The organism is Edwardsiella tarda ATCC 15947 = NBRC 105688, assembly GCF_003113495.2.
Lineage (GTDB): Bacteria > Pseudomonadota > Gammaproteobacteria > Enterobacterales > Enterobacteriaceae > Edwardsiella > Edwardsiella tarda.
The window spans coordinates 3,032,892-3,052,900 of sequence record NZ_CP084506.1 but is presented as its reverse complement, the minus strand read 5'-3'; the positions used below and the strand labels follow the sequence as shown (position 1 = coordinate 3,052,900).

Sequence of the window (20,009 nt, the reverse complement as noted above, 5' to 3'; positions counted from 1 at the left end):
CTGATGCGTTGGGATGCGGTCGTCCGCCTGAGGCACTGGAGCGTGGCTCTGGGCTTCCTGCTTAATCGTCTGTATCTGACGGTCCCTGGTAGCCTTTGGCATCGGGGTATCGGGTTGACGGTGGCAGGGCTGGTGCTGTTACGCTTGCTGTGGGGCGTGACATTCGCACGCGGCCCCGCGCGCCTATCGGCCTTCATCCCAACGCCGCACAGCCTGATACAGCATTTACGCGAGCTGCGTAGTCGAACGGTGCCGCAGACCCTGCACCATAATCCGTTAGGCGCCATCGGCATCTGGCTAACGTGGTTGCTACTGTTGTCTATCGCCTTGACGGGCTGGGGGCAGGGGAGCGCGTTGGCTTGGCGCTGGCCGCTAGACCTGTGGCATCTCTGGTTAATCGAGGCGTTGACGGCGGTGGTCTGCGTGCATGTCCTGGCGGTGATCGCCATGTCAGTCTGGCTACGTCGTAATCTGATCGCCGCCATGTTGCCGGGGCGTCGGTACGGGCTGGATGAATGAGGTCGGCCAGCCGTTTCCGGCTGGCCGCGCTTATCGGTGTAACTCACCGGCCGCTTCGGGCTGATACAGCAACGCCAAGACTTCGATATGCGTCTGGCTGCCGTTGGGTAAGTGCCAACGGATAGCGTCGCCGACGCGTAGGCCGAGTAGTGCCGCACCGATCGGCGCCATCACCGACAGGCCATCCTCTGCGTCGTTCGGTAGATGGGGATAGATCAGAGTACGAACATGTTCTTCGTTACTGCTTAAATCGCGGAAGCGCACCCGGCTGTTCATGGTGACGACATCGGTCGGCATGGCTTCAGGTGCCAGCAACTGTGCGCGATCAAGCTCTTCATTTAATGCCTGGGCGATGGGTTGGTTAGCGAACTCTGGGCGTTCTAATAGCCTGTCGAGGCGTTCCGCGTCCAATTCATTGATGATAATCGCAGGTCGGGACATGATTCTCTCCATGATGTGACGCAGCGTTGCGTCCTGTCTCGTCACAAAATAAAACCCTCACCGTCCCGGCATGGGCGGTGAGGGTCGCACCTTGACGATCATAGTAAGCTCACTCAGGGTTTTAAAGAGAGCGAGCTCACAAATCGGCGAGTGATCACCTGCCAGACGGCAGAAGATTATTCTTCGTCGAAGCCGGCGTTAAAGAGGGAGACAACCGCCTCCAACGCCTGCTGTTCATCCGCACCCGAGGCTTGGATTTCGATCTGGCCGCCTTGTGCCGAGTCCAGCATCAGTAATGCGATGACGCTGTTGGCCTCGGCCTCGACGCCATTTTCATTACGCAGGGTGACGGTGGCATCGAACTCTTGCACCAGCTCGAATAGTTTCATCGCCGGGCGGGCGTGCATCCCCAGACGGTTCTTTATTTCGACAGTTTGTCTCACGCTCATGGCCGGCCTATTTGCGTTTCTCTAGTGTACGATGGCGTGACTGCACGTTCTTGCCGCGCGAGCGGAAGTAGTCGGCCAGTTGCTCGGCGACATAGACCGAGCGATGCTTGCCGCCGGTACAGCCGATGGCGACGGTTAGGTAGCTACGGTTGTTGTTCTCCAGCGCCGGCAGCCACTGCTCTAAATAGCTGCGGGTCTGATAGATGAAGTTATGCACCTCGGTGTGGCGGTCGAGGAAAGCCGCCACCGGTTTATCCAGGCCGGTCATCGGGCGTAGCTTGGGATCCCAGTGTGGATTCGGCAGGAAACGCACGTCGAAGACATAGTCGGCATCGATGGGAATACCGTGCTTGAAGCCGAAGGATTCAAACACCATCGTCAGCTCACGCTCGCGTTTACCCAGCAGCCGGGCACGTAGCATTTCTGCCAGCTCATGCACCGACATCTCCGAAGTATCGATGATCAGATCGGCGCGTGAGCGCAGGGGCTCCAGCAGCTCGTTCTCCTGATCGATGGCGTACTCCAGTGACAGATTCTTGCTTGATAATGGATGTAGGCGTCGGGTATCGCTGTAACGGCGGATTAATGTGTTGCGATCGGCGTCGAGAAATAGCAACTGGGGAGAGAAGCTCTCAGGCAGATTGTTCATCGCCTTATCCAGCACTTCCGGTGACTCAGGCATGTTACGCACGTCGATACTAACCGCCGCCGAGGTTTCACGGGTAGCCAGCGTACGCGCCAGATCGGGCAGTAGCTCGACCGGTAGATTATCGACGCAGTAAAACCCCATATCCTCCAAGGCACGTAAGGCCACGGATTTCCCTGAGCCGGAACGGCCGCTGACAATCATCAGCACCATATGACTACTCCCCTGTTGTTGTTATTACCTGGCTCGTTATCACCTGCCTGTGATTCATACTATCAAGCTCGGGTGGCCAGAGATAGCATGGCATCCGCCAGGTCGGATCACTCGGTGATGATCTGGTATAGCTCGTCATCGCTTTGTGCCGCGCGTAGGCGACGACACACGCTCTTATCCGCCAGTTTCTGTGCCATCAGAGAGAGTGTCTGCAGATGGGTTTTACACTGATCGGCCGGTACCAGAAGCGCGAATAACAGATCGACGGGTTGATTATCGATGGCGTCGAAGTTGATGGGTTGATCGAGGTGGATAAAGACGGCGATGGCTCGCAGGGTATCCTCCTCAAGCTTGCCATGGGGAATGGCGATCCCATTGCCGATCCCGGTGCTCCCCATGCGTTCTCGTGTCAGAATGGCGTCGAACACCACCTGAGTCGGCAGGTTGAGTTGGGCGGCAGCCAGCTCGCTGATGATCTCCAGCACACGTTTCTTGCTGGCACAGTGGACGGCGTTGCGTGTGCATTCCGGAGTCAGCACGACGCTTAAAGGCATAGTTAAGTCATTACTCATGGTGTTTTTTCAAAAAAAGCTGCTGTGTGCCTCGACCGCTGCCTTAAAGGCTTAAACGGCCTGTCCCGGAGGGCAGGCCGTCGGTCGCTAGGCTGGCATGCCAGCCTGAAGGCAGTGTTAATGTTGTTTTAGTTTATCTTTATGTTTATTCAACTGGCGCGCCAGTTTATCTATCAGCACATCAATGGCGGCATACATGTCTTCCTGCTCGGCGGAGGCGTGCAGCTCGCCACCATTGATAAACACCGTCGCTTCGGCGATGTGATCGACCTTTTCAATACTGAGGGTGACGTTGACCTGATTGATCCGGTCAAAATACTGCTCAAGTTTGGCAAATTTCTCGCTAACAAACTGACGAATAGCGTCAGTAATTTCAAGATGGTGTCCAGTAATATTGAGCTGCATCATGTCTTCCTTCTCGGTTAGTCACACCAGCTGTTTACGCTGATTGGACGGTGGAATGGACAAAGACTCTCGGTATTTTGCGACAGTACGCCGGGCGACCATGATACCCTGATCCGCCAAGAGAGTGGTAAGTTTGCTATCACTCAGCGGCTTCGCCGGATTTTCTGCCGCGATCAGTTTCTTCACCAGCGCTCGGATGGCCGTGGAAGAGGCCTCGCCGCCGTCCTCGGTGCTGACATGGCTGGAGAAGAAATATTTCAGTTCAAAGATTCCGCGCGGGCTGTGCAGAAACTTCTGCGTAGTCACGCGTGAGATCGTCGACTCGTGCATTTCGACCTGTTGAGCGATATCTGCCAGCACCATCGGCTTCATCGCCTCCGGCCCGTGCTCGAAGAACGCTTGCTGCTGCTCCACGATGCAACGCGACACCTTCAGCAGGGTATCGTTACGGCTCTCTAGACTCTTGATCAGCCACTTCGCCTCTTGCAGATTGCTGCGAATGAACTGGCTGTCGCTGTCGTTACGCGCCTGAGTGCCCAGCGCGGCGTAATGTTGGTTGATACGCAGGCGCGGGACGCTGTCCTGATTGAGCTCAACCACCCAGCGTTCCTGATGTTTATGCACCAGCACGTCGGGGATGACATAGTCAGACTCGCCGGTATTGATGGAGAGTCCCGGCCGCGGGTCGAGGCTCTGGATCAGTTGCATCGCCGCCTTGAGCACCTCTTCTTTTAGCTTAGTCGAACGCATCAGATTTCGGAAATCGTGATTACCCAACAGATCGAGGTGGCGATCGACGATGCTACGTGCCTCGTTAAGATAGGGGGTGTCGTCGGCGAATTGCGAGAGCTGGACCAGTAGGCAGTCGCGCAGATCACGCGCGGCGACACCGACCGGATCAAAACGTTGGATGCGCTTGAGGACGGCCTCGATCTCCTCCGGTAGGACGCGATCGTCCCCCAGACTCTCGAGGATCTCCTCCAACGAGGCGCTGAGATAGCCGGTATCGTCGACGGCATCGACGATGGCGGTAGCGATGGCCAGATCGGTATCACTGAAGGGGGTCAGTTCGACCTGCCACATCAGATAGTCCTGCAGCGTTTGGGTCGTCTCTCCCTGAAACACGGGTAACTCGTCGTCATGATAATCCGTTCCCGTGCCTGAGGGGGTGCCAGCGGTATAGATCTCGTCCCAGCTGGCATCCAGCGGCAGCTCGTCCGGCATCTCACGTTGCTCCAACGCCTCGCGGCTATCCAGTGGATCGGCATCATCGCGTGTGACGACATCCTCCTGTGTATTCTCGCGAACGACGCCGTCGTCGCCGGCTTCCTCATTGGGATCCAGTTGTTCCAGCAGAGGATTGCTTTCCAACGCCTGCTGGATCTCTTGCTGTAACTCCAGCGTCGAGAGCTGCAACAGGCGAATGGCCTGTTGCAGTTGGGGCGTCATGGCCAACTGCTGGCTGAGTCTGAGTTGCAAGCCTTGCTTCATAATCGCGCGTTCTGTTCCTTGATTGCAGACAGTGGTGGCCGGAGGGAGACGCGGGGGCCTCCTGCGGCGAGAATGTAAAGAGCCGCAACGCCCCGACACCCGCGTATCCGCCAGGTGTCGTGCCCGTTACAAGCGGAACTCTTCACCCAGATAGACGCGTTTCACCTGTTCGTTTTCCAGAATCTCACTGGGGGAGCCATGGGCGATTAAGTTACCCTGGCTGACGATATAGGCACGCTCACACACGTCCAGCGTTTCGCGCACGTTATGGTCAGTGATCAGCACGCCCAACCCACGATCGCGCAGGTGTTCGATGATCTTCTTGATGTCGATGACCGAGATCGGGTCGACCCCAGCAAAGGGTTCGTCTAGCAAAATAAACTTAGGATTGGCCGCCAGCGCGCGGGCGATCTCCACACGACGCCGTTCACCGCCAGAGAGTGATTGCCCGAGATTCTCACGCAGATGGGCGATGTGGAACTCTTCCAACAACTCATCGGCGCGATCGGCGCGCTGATTGGCATCCAGATCGTCGCGGATCTCCAACACGGCCATCAGGTTATCATAGACGCTGAGGCGGCGGAAAATCGAGGCCTCCTGCGGTAGATAGCCGATGCCGCGTCGGGCGCGGGCATGCAATGGCAGTAGACTGATATCCTCGTCGTCGATGATGATGTTACCCGCATCGCGCGGTACGATCCCGACCACCATATAGAAGGTGGTGGTCTTGCCGGCACCGTTCGGACCGAGCAGACCGACGATCTCGCCGGAGTTAACCGTCAGACTGACGTTTTCTACCACCCGACGCCCTTTATAGGATTTGGCCAGGTTTTGCGCAATTAATCGTGCCATAACGAATCAGTTACTCTTCTTCTGGGGGGCCGGTTTAGCGGTGCCCTTATCCTGCAATTGCGACGGCAGCAGGACGGTGGTCACACGCTTGCCCTTGTCGCTGAAGGCCTCCATCTGCTGCTGTTTCACCAGATAGGTAATACGGTCGCCCTCGATATTGCTGTCGAGTTGCGTCAGGACGGCATTGCCGGTCAGGATGACATAGTCTTTCGCCAGTTCATAGCGCAGCTTCTGGCTGTGACCTTCGACGGGCTTGCCGTTGTCCTGCATCTGGTAGAAGGTTACCGGATTACCATAGGCCTCGACGATCTCTTTACCTTGCTCGCCGTTAGGTCGGGTGACGACCACTTTGTCGGCGGTGATCTTAATGGTGCCTTGGGTGACGATGACATCGCCGGTAAAGGTGGCGACATTCCCCTGCATATCCAATGACTGCTGCATGGAGTTGATGTGGATCGGCTGATCGGTATCGCCGGTGACGGCCAATGCCGAGGCGCTGGCCGTTAACAGCGAGGCGGCAAGGATCAGATCACGCAGTTTAAGGGTGCTTGCTTTGAATTTCATAATAGGTGTTTACCTTGTCAATCAACCGTGCCGTTTTATCCCGCATGTTGCCGCGCACCTTCAATCCATGAGAGGTGAAATTACTGCCGTACAGGGTTACTTCATCATCCGAACTTATGTCCTGAGTCACCAGATTAACCTGGGCATTATCGGTGGTGATCCGTTCCAGTTGCGAGGTCGGGGTCAAACTATTGACCTCTACATTACCGTAGAGATACAGCATATTATCTTTGGTCAGCTTCGCGCGATCGGCGCGTACCGACCAGGTGGCGACCGCTTGGGGATCGAAGGTGGTCAATACTGGCCGGGTGAACCACGTCACCCCCTGCTCGCTGTAATGTTGTACATCCTGGGCGACCAACTTATAGCTCAGCTTACCGCTGGGATCATAGACCACAGTCAGTGTATGTTGGCTTTGATAGGTTGGTTGCGAGGGATCGCTGACCGAGGGCGCATCGCTGGGCGTGTTATCGGCCATATTCCAGCCGATCAACGCCAACGCGATGAGGGTCAACAGGGCGATGAGCCAGCGTTTACTTCGACTCATATCGACAACCCCTGGGCCTGATCCAGGCGCCCCTGCGCGTGCAGGATCAGATCACACAGCTCGCGCACGGCACCGCGTCCACCGGCGATACGGGTCGTATAGTGCGCACGCGGTGGAAGGAGTGGGTGCGCATCGGCGACGGCGACGGCGAGGCCGACACGTGCCATGACCGGCCAATCGATCAGGTCGTCACCAATATAGGCGGCCTGATCCGGCGTGAGCTGCAGATCGGCGAGGATGCGCTCAAAGGCAATCAGTTTATTCGATTGCCCTTGATACAGATGGTTGATGCCCAGCGTCGCGGCACGGTCGGCGACCAATTGGGAACGGCGCCCGGTGATGATGGCCACATTGATACCCTGGGTCACCAGGCAGCGAATGCCATAACCATCGCGCACATTGAACGCCTTAAGCTCTTCGCCCTGGTTGCCCATATAGATCAGCCCGTCGGACAGCACACCGTCCACGTCGCAGATCAGGAGACGGACCTGAGCGGCGCGCGCCATGACATCGGCGGAAACCGGCCCATAGCAGGTGGCAATCGGGGTGGTAGTGTGTGGCATGAAAGCTCCGTTTGTTCAGACTACGCCGGCGCGCAGCATATCATGCATATGCACCACGCCAAGCAGTTGATCGTTTTCCGCGACCAGCAACGAGGTAATATGGCGATCTTGCATCAGATTGAGGGCTTCGACAGCCAGTGCCGTCGGCCGGATGCGGATTCCACCGCGGGTCATCACATCGGCAATCTTGGCGTCATTCAGGTTGATTCCCATGTCGAATATACGGCGCAGGTCGCCATCGGTAAAGATCCCCTCGATATGGGCATCGGGACCACAGATTACCGTTAAGCCGAGATTCTTGCGGGTGATCTCCAGCAGCGCGTCACGTAGGGACGCCGCCGGATTGACGGTCGGTACCTCATCACCGCTGTGCATGATATCGCTGACACGTAGGAGTAACTTGCGTCCCAGTGCGCCGCCGGGGTGTGACATAGCGAAGTCTTCCGCGGTGAAGCCGCGCGCTTGTAATAACGCCACGGCGAGCGCATCGCCCATCACCAGCGTCGCGGTGGTGCTGGTGGTCGGCGCTAGCCCCAGCGGACAGGCCTCTTGCGGCACACGGATACACAGGTGGATGTCGGCCGCCCGTCCCATGGCGCTCTCTGGGTTGTTGGTCATGCAGATCAGGGTGACATTTTGTCGTTTCAGCACCGGGATCAGGGCCTGGATCTCTTGAGACTCTCCCGAGTTGGAGATGGCCAATACGACATCGCGTGCTTCCACCATGCCCAGATCGCCATGACTGGCCTCGCCAGGATGGACGAAAAAGGATGAGGTACCGGTGCTGGCCAGTGTGGCTGCTATCTTGCGACCAATATGACCGGATTTACCCATCCCCATCACGACCACCTTGCCGCGACAGCGGAGCATGGCCTCACAGGCTTGGACAAAGTCTTGGTTAATGAAGTGATCCAGTTGCGCGAGTCCTTCACGCTCGATACGCAGGACTTCTTTACCCGCCTGCTGGAAATCAAAACCCGGCTGAAACTCCGTATGTGACATTTTGTTTTCTCACGTCTGGCAAAACCACTGACTCGGCGGACTCTGCCGGGAGTCAATCCCAATAAAATATCAGCGAAGGCTGCGTATACAGCAGCACGACATAGGCGATGAAACCGCCTAGCAACAGTGCGCCAGCCGGACGGCCGATGCTGTGCCGGCGGCGTAGGCACAATAGCGCCAGTATCAGGGTGACCGCTAACATGGTCCAGTAGTCACGCCCGAAGGCGGCGCCATCGATCTGCGTGTCGTGTGAGCCGATCAACGCAGGTATACCCAATACCATTAGAATATTACAGGTATTGGAACCGATGATATTACCCAAAACAATGTCTTGCTCACCTTTTATCGCACCGGCTACGGCTGTCGCCAGTTCTGGCAGGCTGGTACCGATGGCAATCACCGTCAGGCCGATGGTCAGCTCACTGACGCCAAGATAACGCGCCAATACGCTGGCGTTATCGATCACCATGCGTGAGGCGAGCGGTAGAATGATCACGCCAAGCGCCATCCATAACAGGGCAACCGGTAAACTGGTGCCGCGTGGGAGTTCGGCGATCTGTTCGCGGGCGTAACTGTCCCCCTCTCCAGACATTGCCTGATGCGCTATTTTAAGCATCATCCATAAGAATGCGGCGAAAAAGGTCACTAAAATAACACCATCAATGCGATTAAGCTGATTGTCATACAGTAAAAAACCGCACAATATAGTGGCCCCCAGAGTAAGGGGTAGTTCACGGCGTATGAGGGTAGAACGCACGGAAAGCGGGCGGATCAAGGCTGCACAGCCAAGAATGAGCAAGATATTGGCGATGTTCGACCCCAGAACGTTGCCGACGGCCGTGTCGATCTGATTGTGCATTACTGCACTCAGCGAGACGGTTAATTCGGGTAAGGATGTCCCTATGCTGACGATGGTCATGCCGATGACCAGCGGAGCTACACCTAACGCATGCGCGACGGCTGCCGCGCCATATACCACGCGGTCTGCGCCATAAACTAAGAGTAGTAAGCCGATGAGCAGTAGCAAGGTGGCGAGCAGCATGCTGAATCCTTGAGTAGAGTAAGTCCGGACGTCGGTGTCCGGTCCGGCTAAACGAAACGGACGAAAGGCTGCTAGCAGCCCGCCGATGCCGCTAACAGTAAGCGATACGCTTAATTTTGACGGTAGGCGGGATAAAAGTAAAACTTATGCTGCCCTAAGGCTGGAGTTTGGCCCGATGCGTGCCAAATTGACGAAAAAATAGCACTAATCGCCGAGAAAAAGCATTGGATTATGTTTTGCTTGGGTTAGCTAACCTATAACCAGGAATCATTGTGGATGAATCATCAGGAAAATAATCTGGTGGATATCCGCGGGATGAGTTTTAGCCGCGGAAATCGCCCGATTTTTACCGACATCAATCTCACCGTTCCGCGAGGCAAGGTGACGGCCATCATGGGGCCGTCGGGGATCGGTAAGACCACCTTGCTGCGCCTGATCGCTGGCCAGCTACGCCCCGATTGCGGGGAGATCTGGTTCGATGGCGAGAATATTCCAGCGCTCTCCCGTCGCCAATTGTTTGCGGCACGTAAGAAAATGAGCATGCTGTTTCAGTCTGGCGCGCTATTTACCGACCTCAGTGTCTTCGATAATGTGGCCTTTCCCTTGCGTGAGCATACCCGCTTGCCGGAGACGCTGTTACGTACCGTCGTGCTGATGAAGTTGGAGGCCGTGGGCCTACGCGGCGCCGCTGATCTGATGCCGTCCGAACTCTCCGGTGGGATGGCGCGTCGTGCCGCCTTGGCGCGCGCCATCGCACTCGATCCGCAGATGATCTTGTTCGATGAACCGTTCGTCGGTCAGGATCCGATCACCATGGGGGTGCTGGTTAAGCTGATCGATGAGCTTAACCATGCCCTAGGAATCACTTGCGTGGTGGTCTCACACGATGTCCCCGAGGTGCTGAGCATCGCGGATCAGGCTTATATCGTGGCCGATCAACGGGTGATTGCTCATGGCGATCGCCAGGCACTGCGCGATAATCAGGATGCGCGGGTACGCCAATTCCTCGATGGTATCGCCGATGGGCCGGTGCCTTTCCGTTACCCAGCGGGTGACTACCGCCGGGCCTTGTTGTCTTCAGGAGAGAGCGCCTCACATGTTGCTTAATGGACTGGCGTCGTTAGGACGCCGCGGGATCAATGTCTGTGCCGCCTTTGGCCGTGCCGGCTTGATGCTGTTTAGCGCGCTGGTTGGCCGCCCAGAGCCAGCCAAGCAATGGCCGCTGCTGCGCCGTCAGCTGTATAGCGTGGGGGTGCAGTCGCTGTTGATCATCATGGTGTCCGGATTGTTTATCGGCATGGTGCTGGGGTTACAGGGATATCTGGTGCTGACCACCTACAGCGCGGAGGCCAGTCTGGGGATGATGGTCGCGCTGTCGCTGCTGCGTGAGTTGGGGCCGGTGGTCACCGCCTTGCTGTTCGCCGGGCGCGCCGGATCGGCGCTGACGGCCGAGATTGGCTTGATGAAGGCGACGGAGCAGCTTTCTAGTCTAGAGATGATGGCGGTCGATCCTCTGCGGCGTGTCGTGGCGCCTCGCTTCTGGGCGGGGGTGATCAGCATGCCGTTGCTGACGGTGATCTTTGTCGCCATCGGTATCTGGGGTGGCTCGGTCGTCGGTGTCGATTGGAAAGGCATCGACGCGGGCTTCTTCTGGTCGGCGATGCAGGGGGCGGTGGATTACCGTACCGATCTGTTGAACTGCCTGATTAAGAGCCTGGTGTTCGCCATCACGGTGATGTGGATCGCCTTATTTAACGGCTATGATGCCATCCCCACCTCCGCCGGGATTAGCCGTGCGACGACGCGCACCGTTGTCCACTCTTCACTGGCGGTTCTGGGGTTAGATTTTGTGCTGACGGCACTGATGTTTGGGAATTGAGACGATGCAAACGAAAAAAACTGAAATCTGGGTCGGCCTGTTTATGTTGATCGCCCTGTGTGGCGCGGTATTCCTTTGCCTACAAGTGGCCAACGTGAAGTCACTGGGCAATGAGCCGACCTATCGCCTGTATGCGACCTTCGATAATGTCGGTGGCCTTAAGGCGCGCTCACCGGTGAAGATCGGTGGGGTGGTGATCGGGCGCGTCGCGAACATCTCGTTGGATCCGCAGACCTATCTGCCGAAGGTCGCGATGGACATCGATACGCGTTACAACCATATTCCGGACACCAGCTCGTTGGCGATCCGGACCTCAGGCTTGCTGGGGGAGCAATTCCTGGCGCTCAACGTCGGCTTCGAAGATCCGGAGATGGGGACGGCTATCCTGAAGGATGGCGGTACCATCCAGGACACCAAGTCCGCCATGGTGTTGGAGGATCTGATCGGTCAGTTCTTGTATAAGAGCGGCGGCGACGAGAAGAATAATGCCGCTGATCAATCACAGCCGGCGGCGAGTGCGCCGGTGTCTGTCGCCCATTAATCACGACGAGGAAGTCTGTTATGTTAAAACGTATTGTGATGGCCGCGTTGTTGTGCGTGACGCCTTGGTTCGCCGCTCAGGCCGCTAGCACGCCGACGCTAGATCAAAGTAACCCCTATACACTGATGAATCAGGCCGCGGCGCGTACCTTTACGCGCTTAAAAGATGAGCAGCCTCGCATCAAGCAGGATCCCAACTACCTGCGTACCATCGTGCGCGAAGAGCTGATGCCCTATGTTCAGGTCAAATATGCCGGCGCCCTGGTGCTGGGACAGTATTATCGTAGCGCCACGCCGGCGCAGCGCGATGCCTACTTCAAGGCGTTTCAAAGCTACTTGGAGCAGGTGTATGGTCAGGCGTTAGCGCTGTATCATGGCCAGCACTACGAGGTGGCGCCGGAGCGCCCGCTGGGGGATGCTACCATCGTCACCATTCGCGTCACCATCCTGGATAATCAAGGTCGTCCGCCGGTGCGCCTCGATTTCCAATGGCGTAAGAACAGCCAGACCGGCCATTGGCAGGCATTCGACATGATCGCGGAAGGGGTGAGCATGATCACCACTAAGCAGAATGAGTGGGCGGCCCTGTTACGCGAGAAAGGCGTGGATGGCCTGACGCAGCAACTGATCACGTCGGCCAAGCAACCCATCACCTTGGACAGTAAGCAGTGATGCAGCAAGATGCGTTGCGTTGGCAGCGCGATGGCACGATCCTGCGCCTGCACGGCGAGTTGGTGTGTGACGCGTTAGGGGCGTTTTGGCGCCAGCGCCAAGCCCTGTTTCAGGGGATTAACTGCCTGGATATCAGTGGGGTGACGCGGGTGGACTCGGCGGGGTTAGCGCTGCTGCTGCATGTGCAGAATCTCTGCCCGGGAACTCCGCTCCCCCTGCGTGGCGTCAGCGATCGCCTGCATACGTTGATCGCCTTATACAACCTACATGAGATCGTGTTGTGTGAGAGTGATGTTAGCTAACGCTAGGTAATCACAGGTAATAGTGACGAAGCCCCCGACACCGGCGTGAATGGGGGCTTTTCACTATTTCAGCCGGCGTAAGTTTCCTCTAATATGTACCCCCTAAACGCTGCCTATCGATAGGCTGGATAACCGGAAAAGAGTCGAACGCCATGGACAACGATCAAATCAAAGACGTGCTGATGAACGCATTGGCCCTGCAGGAAGCCCATGTCACCGGGGACGGTAGCCATTTTCAGGTTATCGTCGTGGGTGAGCTGTTTGCCGGCATGAGCCGGGTTAAACAGCAACAGGCGGTCTATGCTCCGCTGATGGAGTACATCGCGGATAACCGCATCCATGCGCTGACTATCAAGGCCTATACCCCAGAGCAGTGGCAGCGCGACCGTAAACTGAGCGGTCTATGATTTTGCGTCGTCGGCCTCAGGGCGGGCGGCGAGCGATAACTGATTAAGCGAGAACGCGATTAAATGGATAAATTTCGTTTGCAGGGGCCGACCCGTCTGGACGGTGAGGTGACGATTTCCGGTGCGAAGAATGCTGCGCTACCGATCTTGTTTGCCGCTCTGCTGGCCGAGGAGCCGGTTGAGATCCAGAACGTGCCGAAGCTGCGTGATATCGATACCACCATGAAACTGCTCAGCCAGCTGGGCGCCAAGGTGGCGCGCAATGGTTCGGTACATGTCGACGCCAGCAACGTCAATGAGTTGTGTGCCCCCTATGAGTTGGTGAAGACCATGCGTGCCTCTATCTGGGCGCTGGGGCCGCTGGTGGCGCGCTTTGGCTATGGGCAGGTCTCTCTCCCGGGCGGCTGCGCCATCGGTGCTCGTCCGGTCGATCTGCACATCTCCGGGCTGGAGCAGCTAGGGGCGGAGATCCGCCTGGAAGAGGGGTATGTGAAGGCCTCGGTTCAAGGGCGTCTCCGCGGAGCGCATATCGTGATGGATAAGGTGAGCGTCGGTGCCACCGTGACCATCATGAGCGCGGCGACCTTGGCCGAAGGAACGACGGTGATCGAGAACGCCGCGCGTGAGCCGGAGATCGTCGACACGGCCTGTTTCCTGAATACCTTGGGCGCTAAGATCAGCGGTGCCGGGACTGATCGTATTACGATTGAAGGGGTCGCGCGTCTCGGTGGTGGGGTCTATCGTGTCCTGCCGGATCGTATCGAAACCGGTACGTTCCTGGTTGCCGCCGCCGTTTCTCGTGGGCGTGTGGTGTGCCGCCATACCCGTCCCGATACGTTGGATGCGGTGTTGGCTAAGCTGCGTGAGGCTGGGGCCGATATTGAAGTCGGCGACGATTGGATTTCACTGGATATGCATGGCCAACGTCCGAAGGCCGTGACTATTCGCACCGCACCCCATCCGGGTTTCCCGACCGATATGCAGGCTCAGTTCAGCCTACTGAACTTAGTGGCCGAGGGGACGGGCGTGATCACCGAGACGATCTTTGAAAACCGTTTCATGCACATCCCCGAGTTGATCCGTATGGGCGCGCACGCCGAGATCGAAGGCAATACCGCCATCTGTCACGGCGTAGAGACGCTTTCTGGTGCTCAGGTGATGGCGACGGATCTGCGAGCTTCTGCCAGTCTAGTGATCGCGGGCTGCATCGCGCAGGGTACCACCCTGGTCGATCGCATCTACCATATCGATCGTGGCTATGAGCGCATTGAAGAGAAGCTGAGCGCCATGGGCGCCCAGATCGAGCGTATCGGCGAGTAACGCGCGCGCTGGCTTTTCGCTAGGCGAATAACGAGCCCTCCGCCCCGATGGGACGGAGGGCTCGTCACATTATGCGTCGGAGGGCGGAGGCGCTGACCATGAGCCGTCAGTCGACGTTGGGGAACTCGGCGATGGTGACGTTGAGTGTCAGGCGTTCGCCGTTGCGCATGATGGTGACCGGCACCACGCTGCCAGGCCGAATCTCGGCAACCTGATCCATGGTTTCCGTCGCACTGATCGCCGGCTTGCCGTTGACGTTGAGTACAATATCGCCGGGGCGGATACCCGCCTGAGCCGCTGGACCATTGCTGGCCACGTTGCTGACGATGATCCCCTGAATACGCTCCGAACTGGCCGGTTGACTGCGTATCGGCACGATTTCTCGCCCGCTGATACCAATGAATCCACGGATCACCCGGCCATCACGGATCAGCTTATTCATGATCTTGGTCGCTAAGGCGGTGGGAATAGCGAAGCCGATCCCCTCCGGGGTCTCACCATCGTTGCTCTTATCGAGCGAGAGGGTGTTGATGCCAACCAGTTCGCCGAGTGAGTTGACCAATGCGCCACCCGAGTTACCGTGGTTGATGGAGGCATCGGTCTGTAAGAAATTCTGGTGGCCGTAGGTACTCAGCCCGACACGCCCGGTCGCGCTGATGATCCCTTGTGTGGTGGTCTGGCCGATATTATAGGGGTTGCCGATAGCCAGAACGACGTCGCCGATATGGGGCACCCGTTTCGGGTTGATGGTGATGACCGGGATGTTGTTGGCCTGGATCTTCAGGACCGCCAGATCCGTTAGGGTGTCGGAGCCGACCAGCATGGCTTCGAACCAGCGCCCATCTTGGAGTGCGACCACGATCTGATCGGCGCCGCTGACCACATGTTTATTGGTCAGGATGTAGCCCTTGGCATCCATGATCACCCCGGAGCCCAGCGTCTTAATTGCCAATCCGCTATTGTTGCCGCTCATGCTGCCGTTGTACACATTGACTACCGCGGGTGCGGCCCGTTTCACTGCGGCGTTATAGCTGATCGGTTGCTCTTCGAACGTCGCCTCGCTGAAGAGGGAGAGTAACCCGTGCGGGCGCAGAGAAGGGAGGGCAATCATTAACACGATCGCCACGAGCAGGCCAAGCAGAGTGGAGCGTAGCAGTTTTACCAACATGATTATCGACGTAGCGTAAAAGGATGGCGTCAGAATAGCAGAGAAAGGGAGGGCGGGGCAGCGTTCCCCCGCCAAATTTGTGCAAAGAATCAGCGTCTCAACGCATCAACAGGTACAGCACCTGACCCTCGCGAATGATATGCAGGGCGATCACCGGGGGATCGGTGGCCAACGCCTGGCGTAACGCGTTGATCGTCGGCGTGCGGATACGGTTGACACCGATGATCAGATCCGCTTTATGTAGCCCGGCTTGGGCGGCGAGGGAGCCTTTTTCCAGCGTATCGATCAGGATGCCCGCTCTCCCGGCGAAACTCCCTGCGCTAAGGGTGGTGCCCTGGAGTGCGGGGGTGAGATTCTCCCCCGCGACGCTGGCCAGGCGGCGGTTATCGAGTGTCACGCTGACATTCAAGGGCTTACCGTTACGTAGCAGCCCGATCTGTAACGTGGTTCCAGGGGCGACGGAGCCAATCTTGGCCCGCAATTCGGCGAAACTGCTGATCGGTGTGCCATTGAGTGAGAGCAAGATATCCCCGGCCTTAATACCAGCCTTGGCGGCGGCCGATTTGGGTAACACCTCGTTGACGAAGGTGCCGTGTGGGGTATCCAGATTAAAGGCTTTAGCCAGATCTGCCGTCATGTCTCGCCCGCGAATGCCAAGCACGCCACGTTTGACTTCACCGTATTTGATCAGCTGGTCGCTCAGGTTACGCGCCATGTTGCTGGGGATGGCGAAGCCGATGCCGATATTACCGCCAGACGGCGCCAGAATCGCGGTATTAATCCCCACTAACTCCCCCTTCAGATTAAGCAACGCGCCGCCGGAGTTGCCGCTGTTAATTGAGGCGTCCGTCTGAATGAAGTTCTCCAACCCCTCGCGCTGCAACCCGCTGCGTCCTAGCGCCGAGATAATGCCTGCGGTTGCGGTTTGTCCCAAGCCAAAGGGATTGCCGACAGCGACGGCGAAATCGCCGACGCGCAGTCGATCGGAGTTGGCCAGCTTAATCTCCGTCAGATCACGGGCGTCGAGCAACTGCAGTAGGGCAATATCCGACGCGGCGTCGCGCCCGACCAGGCGTGCCGAGTATTCACGCCCATCCTCCAATTGCACCCGGATGCGGCGAGCGGCGTCGATGACATGGTTATTGGTGAGGACATAGCCTTTAGCGGCATTGATAATCACCCCGGAACCGATCGCCTCGAAGGGGCGAGTATGACCACGGCGGGTCGCCTGATCGCCTTCAACGTAGATGCTGACGACCGCCGGTAGGACCTTGGCTAACATCGGCGCTAAGCTGGGGAGTGGCTGGCCGTTGACGGCGGCCGGCAGTGTCGCCTGGGCAAGGTGTGGTGTCCCCAGCGTGAGGCCTAGGCTGAGGGCGAGCGTGCAAAGAAGCGGGGAGAAGCTGCGGGTCATGGCACCATCCTACAAGCAACGGCGGAAGAAGCAGGAAGGCGAGCGGACGCGTCATGGCGCCGCGCCGCCTGATATATCGCACGGCGCGGCGGCGGAGCTCACACGCACCGTATGATCCGCGCCATGCGCTGGCGCGGAGATGTGCTTAATCGTGGCGATCGGCGCGCAGTAGGCCTGAAGCCCCTTCAGAATAGTCGCGTGGCGGGATCTCGACCGGCGCCTGATCGTTATCCGCCTCGGTCAGGCGATAGCGGAACGGATTATCGTGCGCAGGCATGTCCGGCAGTAGGTTATTTGAGCTGGTGGCCATATGCTGATACAGCTGGCGATAGTCTTTCGCCATGTTGTCGAGCAACTCCGCGCTACGGGCGAAGTGGTTGACGAGCTCCTGACGGTACTGATCAAGATCGGTTTTACTCTTTTCTAATTCATCTTGCAGCGCCTGCTGTTGGCGCAGTTTACGGTTGCCGAAGCGCATGGCTAACGCCCCGATGATGAGGCCGACAACCAAACCAATAAGCGCATACTCCCAAGTCATAATGACTCCTATTGTCTAAACGATCCTGCTCGCCTGGTGGCGAGATTACCGGGGAAGAGAATCCGGACGACATCTTACCGATACCCACACTATAACCGCTAACCTTGTCGGAGTGGAATCCCGTAACCATTTTGCATATGGTTATGGCTAATCGAAGAGTGAACACCGACGCCCGAGCATCGTCGGGTGTGTCCCTCGTCACCCAGTTCAAGGAACGTGTCACGATGTCAGCGTCTTCTTTGTCGAGAGCTACCCCTCTGGAGCGTTATCGCGCTGCTCTCGCTGCCGGCGACTATCAGGCCGATGCGGCCCAGCGCCAGGCTATGGAGGTATTGGAGGCGATCCATCAGCAATGGGTGGCACGTTGGCGGCAGGCACCTACGCCGAACTGGCGTCAGCGCTTGCCTCGCTGCTTAGGCGGCGGCGCCACGCAGTTGGCGCCGATCATGGGGGTATATCTGTGGGGGGGCGTGGGACGCGGGAAGACCTGGATGATGGATCTGTTTTTTGATGCCTTGCCCGGGGAGCGTAAGCTACGTCTGCATTTTCACTACTTTATGCAGCGTGTGCAGGCGTCACTGGCCGCCAAGCAAGGGCAAGGAGACCCATTACTGCTGGTGGCGGATGAGTTTAAGCATCAGGCCGATATCCTTTGTTTCGATGAGTTTTTTGTTTCCGATATCTGTGATGCGATGTTGCTTGGGACGTTGCTACAGGCGCTATTTGCTCGTGGTGTCACGCTGGTGGCCACCTCCAACGTCGTACCGGATCAGCTCTATCATAACGGTTTGCAGCGGAGCCGCTTCCTGCCCGCCATCGCTCAAATTCAGCGTCATTGCCGGGTGTTGAATGTGGATGGTGGAATCGACTACCGCCTGCGCACCCTGACGCAGGCCCATCTCTATCTGACTCCACTGGGTGCGGCGAGTGAACGGGCGATGGCCGCGCTGTTTCTACGCCTGGCCGGTCAGGAGGGGGCGGTGGGGGGCTCGTTGGAGATTAACCATCATCCGTTACCGGTGCTACGGCGCGTGGATGGCGTGATCGCGCTGGATTTCGCTGCGTTGTGCGAATCGGCGCGTAGCCAGTTAGATTACATGGTGTTAGCTCGAACCTACCATACCGTGCTGTTACATCGCGTTAAGGCGATGGATGGTGATCATGAGGAGAGTGCACGGCGTTTTTTAGCGTTAGTGGATGAGTTTTACGAGCGGCGCGTCAAACTGATCATCAGCGCCGAGTGTGACATGTTTACCCTGTATCGCGGTGAGCGCTTGAAGTTTGAGTACCAGCGTTGCCTGTCGCGTCTGCAAGAGATGCAGAGTGAGGACTACCTGCGTCTGCCTCATCGTGGTTAAATGGCGTATCCGGCCGTGCTGCCCGTGTCTCTGGCGAGAAATTACGTCAGCGGTGCGAAAAAGCGATCGATCTTTCAAGCCGACTTCTCTATAATCTCGCGACCCCACGTTACAACAAAGTTTTTTTCCCAAAAACTTTATGTGCCGGCATGGCTCTATTCGAAGGGGTAGGTTTGCTGGACGATGGTCGTGTGAACCTCAACACTGAAAATCGAAGCGTTGTGTTCACCAACGTGTAACTAAAAATTGGGTAAGCTTTTAATGAAAACTTTTACAGCTAAACCAGAAACCGTAAAACGCGACTGGTATGTTGTTGATGCTACCGGCAAAACTTTAGGCCGTTTGGCAACTGAACTGGCTCGTCGCCTGCGCGGCAAGCACAAGGCGGAGTATACCCCGCATGTGGATACTGGTGATTACATCATCGTTCTGAACGCAGAAAAAGTTGCCGTAACCGGTAACAAGCGTCTGGACAAGAAGTATTTCCACCACACTGGCCACATCGGTGGTATCAAAGAAGCGACCTTTGAAGAGATGATTGCTCGCCATCCTGAGCGTGTAATTGAAATCGCGGTTAAAGGCATGCTGCCGAAAGGCCCGCTGGGTCGTGCAATGTTCCGTAAACTGAAAGTTTACGCGGGCAACGAGCACAATCACGCGGCGCAGCAACCGCAGGTTCTGGACATTTAATCGGGATATAGGCAATGGCTGAAAATCAATACTACGGCACTGGTCGCCGCAAAAGCTCCGCCGCTCGCGTATTTATCAAACCGGGTAGCGGTAAAATCGTTATCAACCAGCGTTCTCTGGAACAGTACTTCGGTCGCGAAACTGCCCGCATGGTAGTTCGTCAGCCGCTGGAACTGGTCGACATGGTTGAGAAATTGGATCTGTACATCACCGTTAAAGGTGGTGGTATCTCTGGTCAGGCTGGTGCGATCCGTCACGGTATCACCCGCGCTCTGATGGAGTACGATGAAACTCTGCGCTCTGAACTGCGTAAAGCTGGCTTCGTCACTCGTGACGCTCGTCAGGTTGAACGTAAGAAAGTCGGTCTGCGCAAAGCACGTCGTCGTCCGCAGTTCTCCAAGCGTTAATGGCTTTC

At 57.3% G+C, this 20,009-nt stretch carries 26 protein-coding genes; 11 read left to right on the top strand and 15 right to left on the bottom strand.

Annotation, left to right across the window (positions count from 1 at the left end):
- The first annotated feature begins 3 nt into the window (after window positions 1-3).
- Entirely contained in the window at window positions 4-519 is a 516-nt protein-coding gene (locus tag DCL27_RS14140; RefSeq protein WP_035597413.1) for a cytochrome b/b6 domain-containing protein, read from the top strand.
- A gap of 30 nt (window positions 520-549) precedes the next feature.
- Here the strand turns inward: DCL27_RS14140 and rnk are convergent, their stop codons facing one another.
- The 12 genes from rnk to DCL27_RS14080 form a co-directional block, all read right to left on the bottom strand.
- The gene (gene rnk, locus DCL27_RS14135) at window positions 550-960 is read right to left on the bottom strand and encodes a nucleoside diphosphate kinase regulator (RefSeq protein WP_035597411.1); all 411 of its coding nucleotides are present in this window, start codon (window positions 958-960) and stop codon (window positions 550-552) included.
- Window positions 961-1,136: 176 nt separating this feature from the next.
- Window positions 1,137-1,409, bottom strand: coding sequence for a PTS phosphocarrier protein NPr (npr, locus tag DCL27_RS14130; protein ID WP_005281695.1), 273 nt, complete (start codon window positions 1,407-1,409; stop codon window positions 1,137-1,139).
- 7 nt (window positions 1,410-1,416) lie between these two features.
- A complete protein-coding gene (rapZ, locus tag DCL27_RS14125; RefSeq protein ID WP_005281696.1) occupies window positions 1,417-2,268 on the bottom strand; it encodes an RNase adapter RapZ in 852 nt (283 codons plus the stop codon).
- A 107-nt stretch (window positions 2,269-2,375) separates the two neighbouring features.
- The gene (gene ptsN, locus DCL27_RS14120) at window positions 2,376-2,840 is read right to left on the bottom strand and encodes a PTS IIA-like nitrogen regulatory protein PtsN (RefSeq protein WP_005281697.1); all 465 of its coding nucleotides are present in this window, start codon (window positions 2,838-2,840) and stop codon (window positions 2,376-2,378) included.
- A gap of 117 nt (window positions 2,841-2,957) precedes the next feature.
- On the bottom strand, window positions 2,958-3,245 hold the full coding sequence (hpf, locus tag DCL27_RS14115; protein ID WP_024524583.1) for a ribosome hibernation promoting factor: 288 nt from the start codon (window positions 3,243-3,245) through the stop codon (window positions 2,958-2,960).
- Window positions 3,246-3,266: 21 nt separating this feature from the next.
- Window positions 3,267-4,736, bottom strand: a complete 1,470-nt coding sequence (gene rpoN, locus DCL27_RS14110; RefSeq protein WP_005281701.1) for an RNA polymerase factor sigma-54 — start codon at window positions 4,734-4,736, stop codon at window positions 3,267-3,269.
- 126 nt (window positions 4,737-4,862) lie between these two features.
- A complete protein-coding gene (gene lptB / locus DCL27_RS14105; protein ID WP_005281703.1) occupies window positions 4,863-5,588 on the bottom strand; it encodes an LPS export ABC transporter ATP-binding protein in 726 nt (241 codons plus the stop codon).
- Between the two features lie 6 nt (window positions 5,589-5,594).
- Window positions 5,595-6,152, bottom strand: coding sequence for a lipopolysaccharide ABC transporter substrate-binding protein LptA (gene lptA / locus DCL27_RS14100; RefSeq protein ID WP_005281704.1), 558 nt, complete (start codon window positions 6,150-6,152; stop codon window positions 5,595-5,597).
- Window positions 6,127-6,699 (bottom strand): LPS export ABC transporter periplasmic protein LptC, encoded by a 573-nt coding sequence (lptC, locus tag DCL27_RS14095; RefSeq protein WP_035597408.1) that lies wholly within the window; start codon window positions 6,697-6,699, stop codon window positions 6,127-6,129. The genes lptA and lptC overlap by 26 nt, the downstream gene beginning before the upstream one ends.
- On the bottom strand, window positions 6,696-7,262 hold the full coding sequence (gene kdsC / locus DCL27_RS14090) for a 3-deoxy-manno-octulosonate-8-phosphatase KdsC (RefSeq protein WP_005297337.1): 567 nt from the start codon (window positions 7,260-7,262) through the stop codon (window positions 6,696-6,698). Before kdsC ends, lptC begins: the two co-directional genes overlap by 4 nt.
- A gap of 15 nt (window positions 7,263-7,277) precedes the next feature.
- Window positions 7,278-8,264, bottom strand: coding sequence for an arabinose-5-phosphate isomerase KdsD (gene kdsD, locus DCL27_RS14085; protein ID WP_005281707.1), 987 nt, complete (start codon window positions 8,262-8,264; stop codon window positions 7,278-7,280).
- Between the two features lie 52 nt (window positions 8,265-8,316).
- Window positions 8,317-9,306, bottom strand: coding sequence for a calcium/sodium antiporter (locus DCL27_RS14080; RefSeq protein ID WP_005281708.1), 990 nt, complete (start codon window positions 9,304-9,306; stop codon window positions 8,317-8,319).
- A 276-nt stretch (window positions 9,307-9,582) separates the two neighbouring features.
- Between DCL27_RS14080 and mlaF the strand changes: the two genes are divergently transcribed.
- The 7 genes from mlaF (at window position 9,583) to murA (ending at window position 14,426) form a co-directional block, all read left to right on the top strand.
- The gene (gene mlaF, locus DCL27_RS14075) at window positions 9,583-10,413 is read left to right on the top strand and encodes a phospholipid ABC transporter ATP-binding protein MlaF (RefSeq protein ID WP_005281709.1); all 831 of its coding nucleotides are present in this window, start codon (window positions 9,583-9,585) and stop codon (window positions 10,411-10,413) included.
- Entirely contained in the window at window positions 10,403-11,185 is a 783-nt protein-coding gene (mlaE, locus tag DCL27_RS14070) for a lipid asymmetry maintenance ABC transporter permease subunit MlaE (protein WP_005281710.1), read from the top strand. The genes mlaF and mlaE overlap by 11 nt, the downstream gene beginning before the upstream one ends.
- 4 nt (window positions 11,186-11,189) lie before the next feature.
- Window positions 11,190-11,726 carry an outer membrane lipid asymmetry maintenance protein MlaD gene (gene mlaD / locus DCL27_RS14065; RefSeq protein WP_035597404.1) on the top strand — a complete coding sequence of 179 codons (537 nt, stop codon included), beginning with the start codon at window positions 11,190-11,192 and terminating at the stop codon, window positions 11,724-11,726.
- 20 nt (window positions 11,727-11,746) lie between these two features.
- Window positions 11,747-12,397 carry a phospholipid-binding protein MlaC gene (mlaC, locus tag DCL27_RS14060; protein WP_005281715.1) on the top strand — a complete coding sequence of 217 codons (651 nt, stop codon included), beginning with the start codon at window positions 11,747-11,749 and terminating at the stop codon, window positions 12,395-12,397.
- Entirely contained in the window at window positions 12,397-12,699 is a 303-nt protein-coding gene (gene mlaB / locus DCL27_RS14055) for a lipid asymmetry maintenance protein MlaB (RefSeq protein WP_035597401.1), read from the top strand. Before mlaC ends, mlaB begins: the two co-directional genes overlap by 1 nt.
- 152 nt (window positions 12,700-12,851) lie before the next feature.
- A complete protein-coding gene (gene ibaG, locus DCL27_RS14050; RefSeq protein WP_005281719.1) occupies window positions 12,852-13,106 on the top strand; it encodes a BolA family iron metabolism protein IbaG in 255 nt (84 codons plus the stop codon).
- A 63-nt stretch (window positions 13,107-13,169) separates the two neighbouring features.
- Window positions 13,170-14,426, top strand: a complete 1,257-nt coding sequence (gene murA, locus DCL27_RS14045; RefSeq protein WP_005281720.1) for a UDP-N-acetylglucosamine 1-carboxyvinyltransferase — start codon at window positions 13,170-13,172, stop codon at window positions 14,424-14,426.
- A 106-nt stretch (window positions 14,427-14,532) separates the two neighbouring features.
- Here the strand turns inward: murA and degS are convergent, their stop codons facing one another.
- The 3 genes from degS to zapG form a co-directional block, all read right to left on the bottom strand.
- Window positions 14,533-15,594, bottom strand: a complete 1,062-nt coding sequence (gene degS / locus DCL27_RS14040; RefSeq protein WP_035597399.1) for an outer membrane-stress sensor serine endopeptidase DegS — start codon at window positions 15,592-15,594, stop codon at window positions 14,533-14,535.
- 97 nt (window positions 15,595-15,691) lie between these two features.
- Window positions 15,692-17,008, bottom strand: coding sequence for a Do family serine endopeptidase (locus tag DCL27_RS14035; RefSeq protein ID WP_035597396.1), 1,317 nt, complete (start codon window positions 17,006-17,008; stop codon window positions 15,692-15,694).
- 145 nt (window positions 17,009-17,153) lie between these two features.
- Window positions 17,154-17,546, bottom strand: coding sequence for a Z-ring associated protein ZapG (zapG, locus tag DCL27_RS14030; protein ID WP_005281726.1), 393 nt, complete (start codon window positions 17,544-17,546; stop codon window positions 17,154-17,156).
- Between the two features lie 239 nt (window positions 17,547-17,785).
- Between zapG and zapE the strand changes: the two genes are divergently transcribed.
- The 3 genes from zapE (at window position 17,786) to rpsI (ending at window position 20,001) form a co-directional block, all read left to right on the top strand.
- Complete coding sequence (zapE, locus tag DCL27_RS14025) at window positions 17,786-18,904, top strand: cell division protein ZapE (RefSeq protein ID WP_035597425.1); 1,119 nt, start codon at window positions 17,786-17,788, stop codon at window positions 18,902-18,904.
- A gap of 261 nt (window positions 18,905-19,165) precedes the next feature.
- Complete coding sequence (rplM, locus tag DCL27_RS14020; RefSeq protein ID WP_005281730.1) at window positions 19,166-19,594, top strand: 50S ribosomal protein L13; 429 nt, start codon at window positions 19,166-19,168, stop codon at window positions 19,592-19,594.
- A 14-nt stretch (window positions 19,595-19,608) separates the two neighbouring features.
- On the top strand, window positions 19,609-20,001 hold the full coding sequence (gene rpsI / locus DCL27_RS14015; protein WP_005281735.1) for a 30S ribosomal protein S9: 393 nt from the start codon (window positions 19,609-19,611) through the stop codon (window positions 19,999-20,001).
- Window positions 20,002-20,009: the final 8 nt, after the last annotated feature.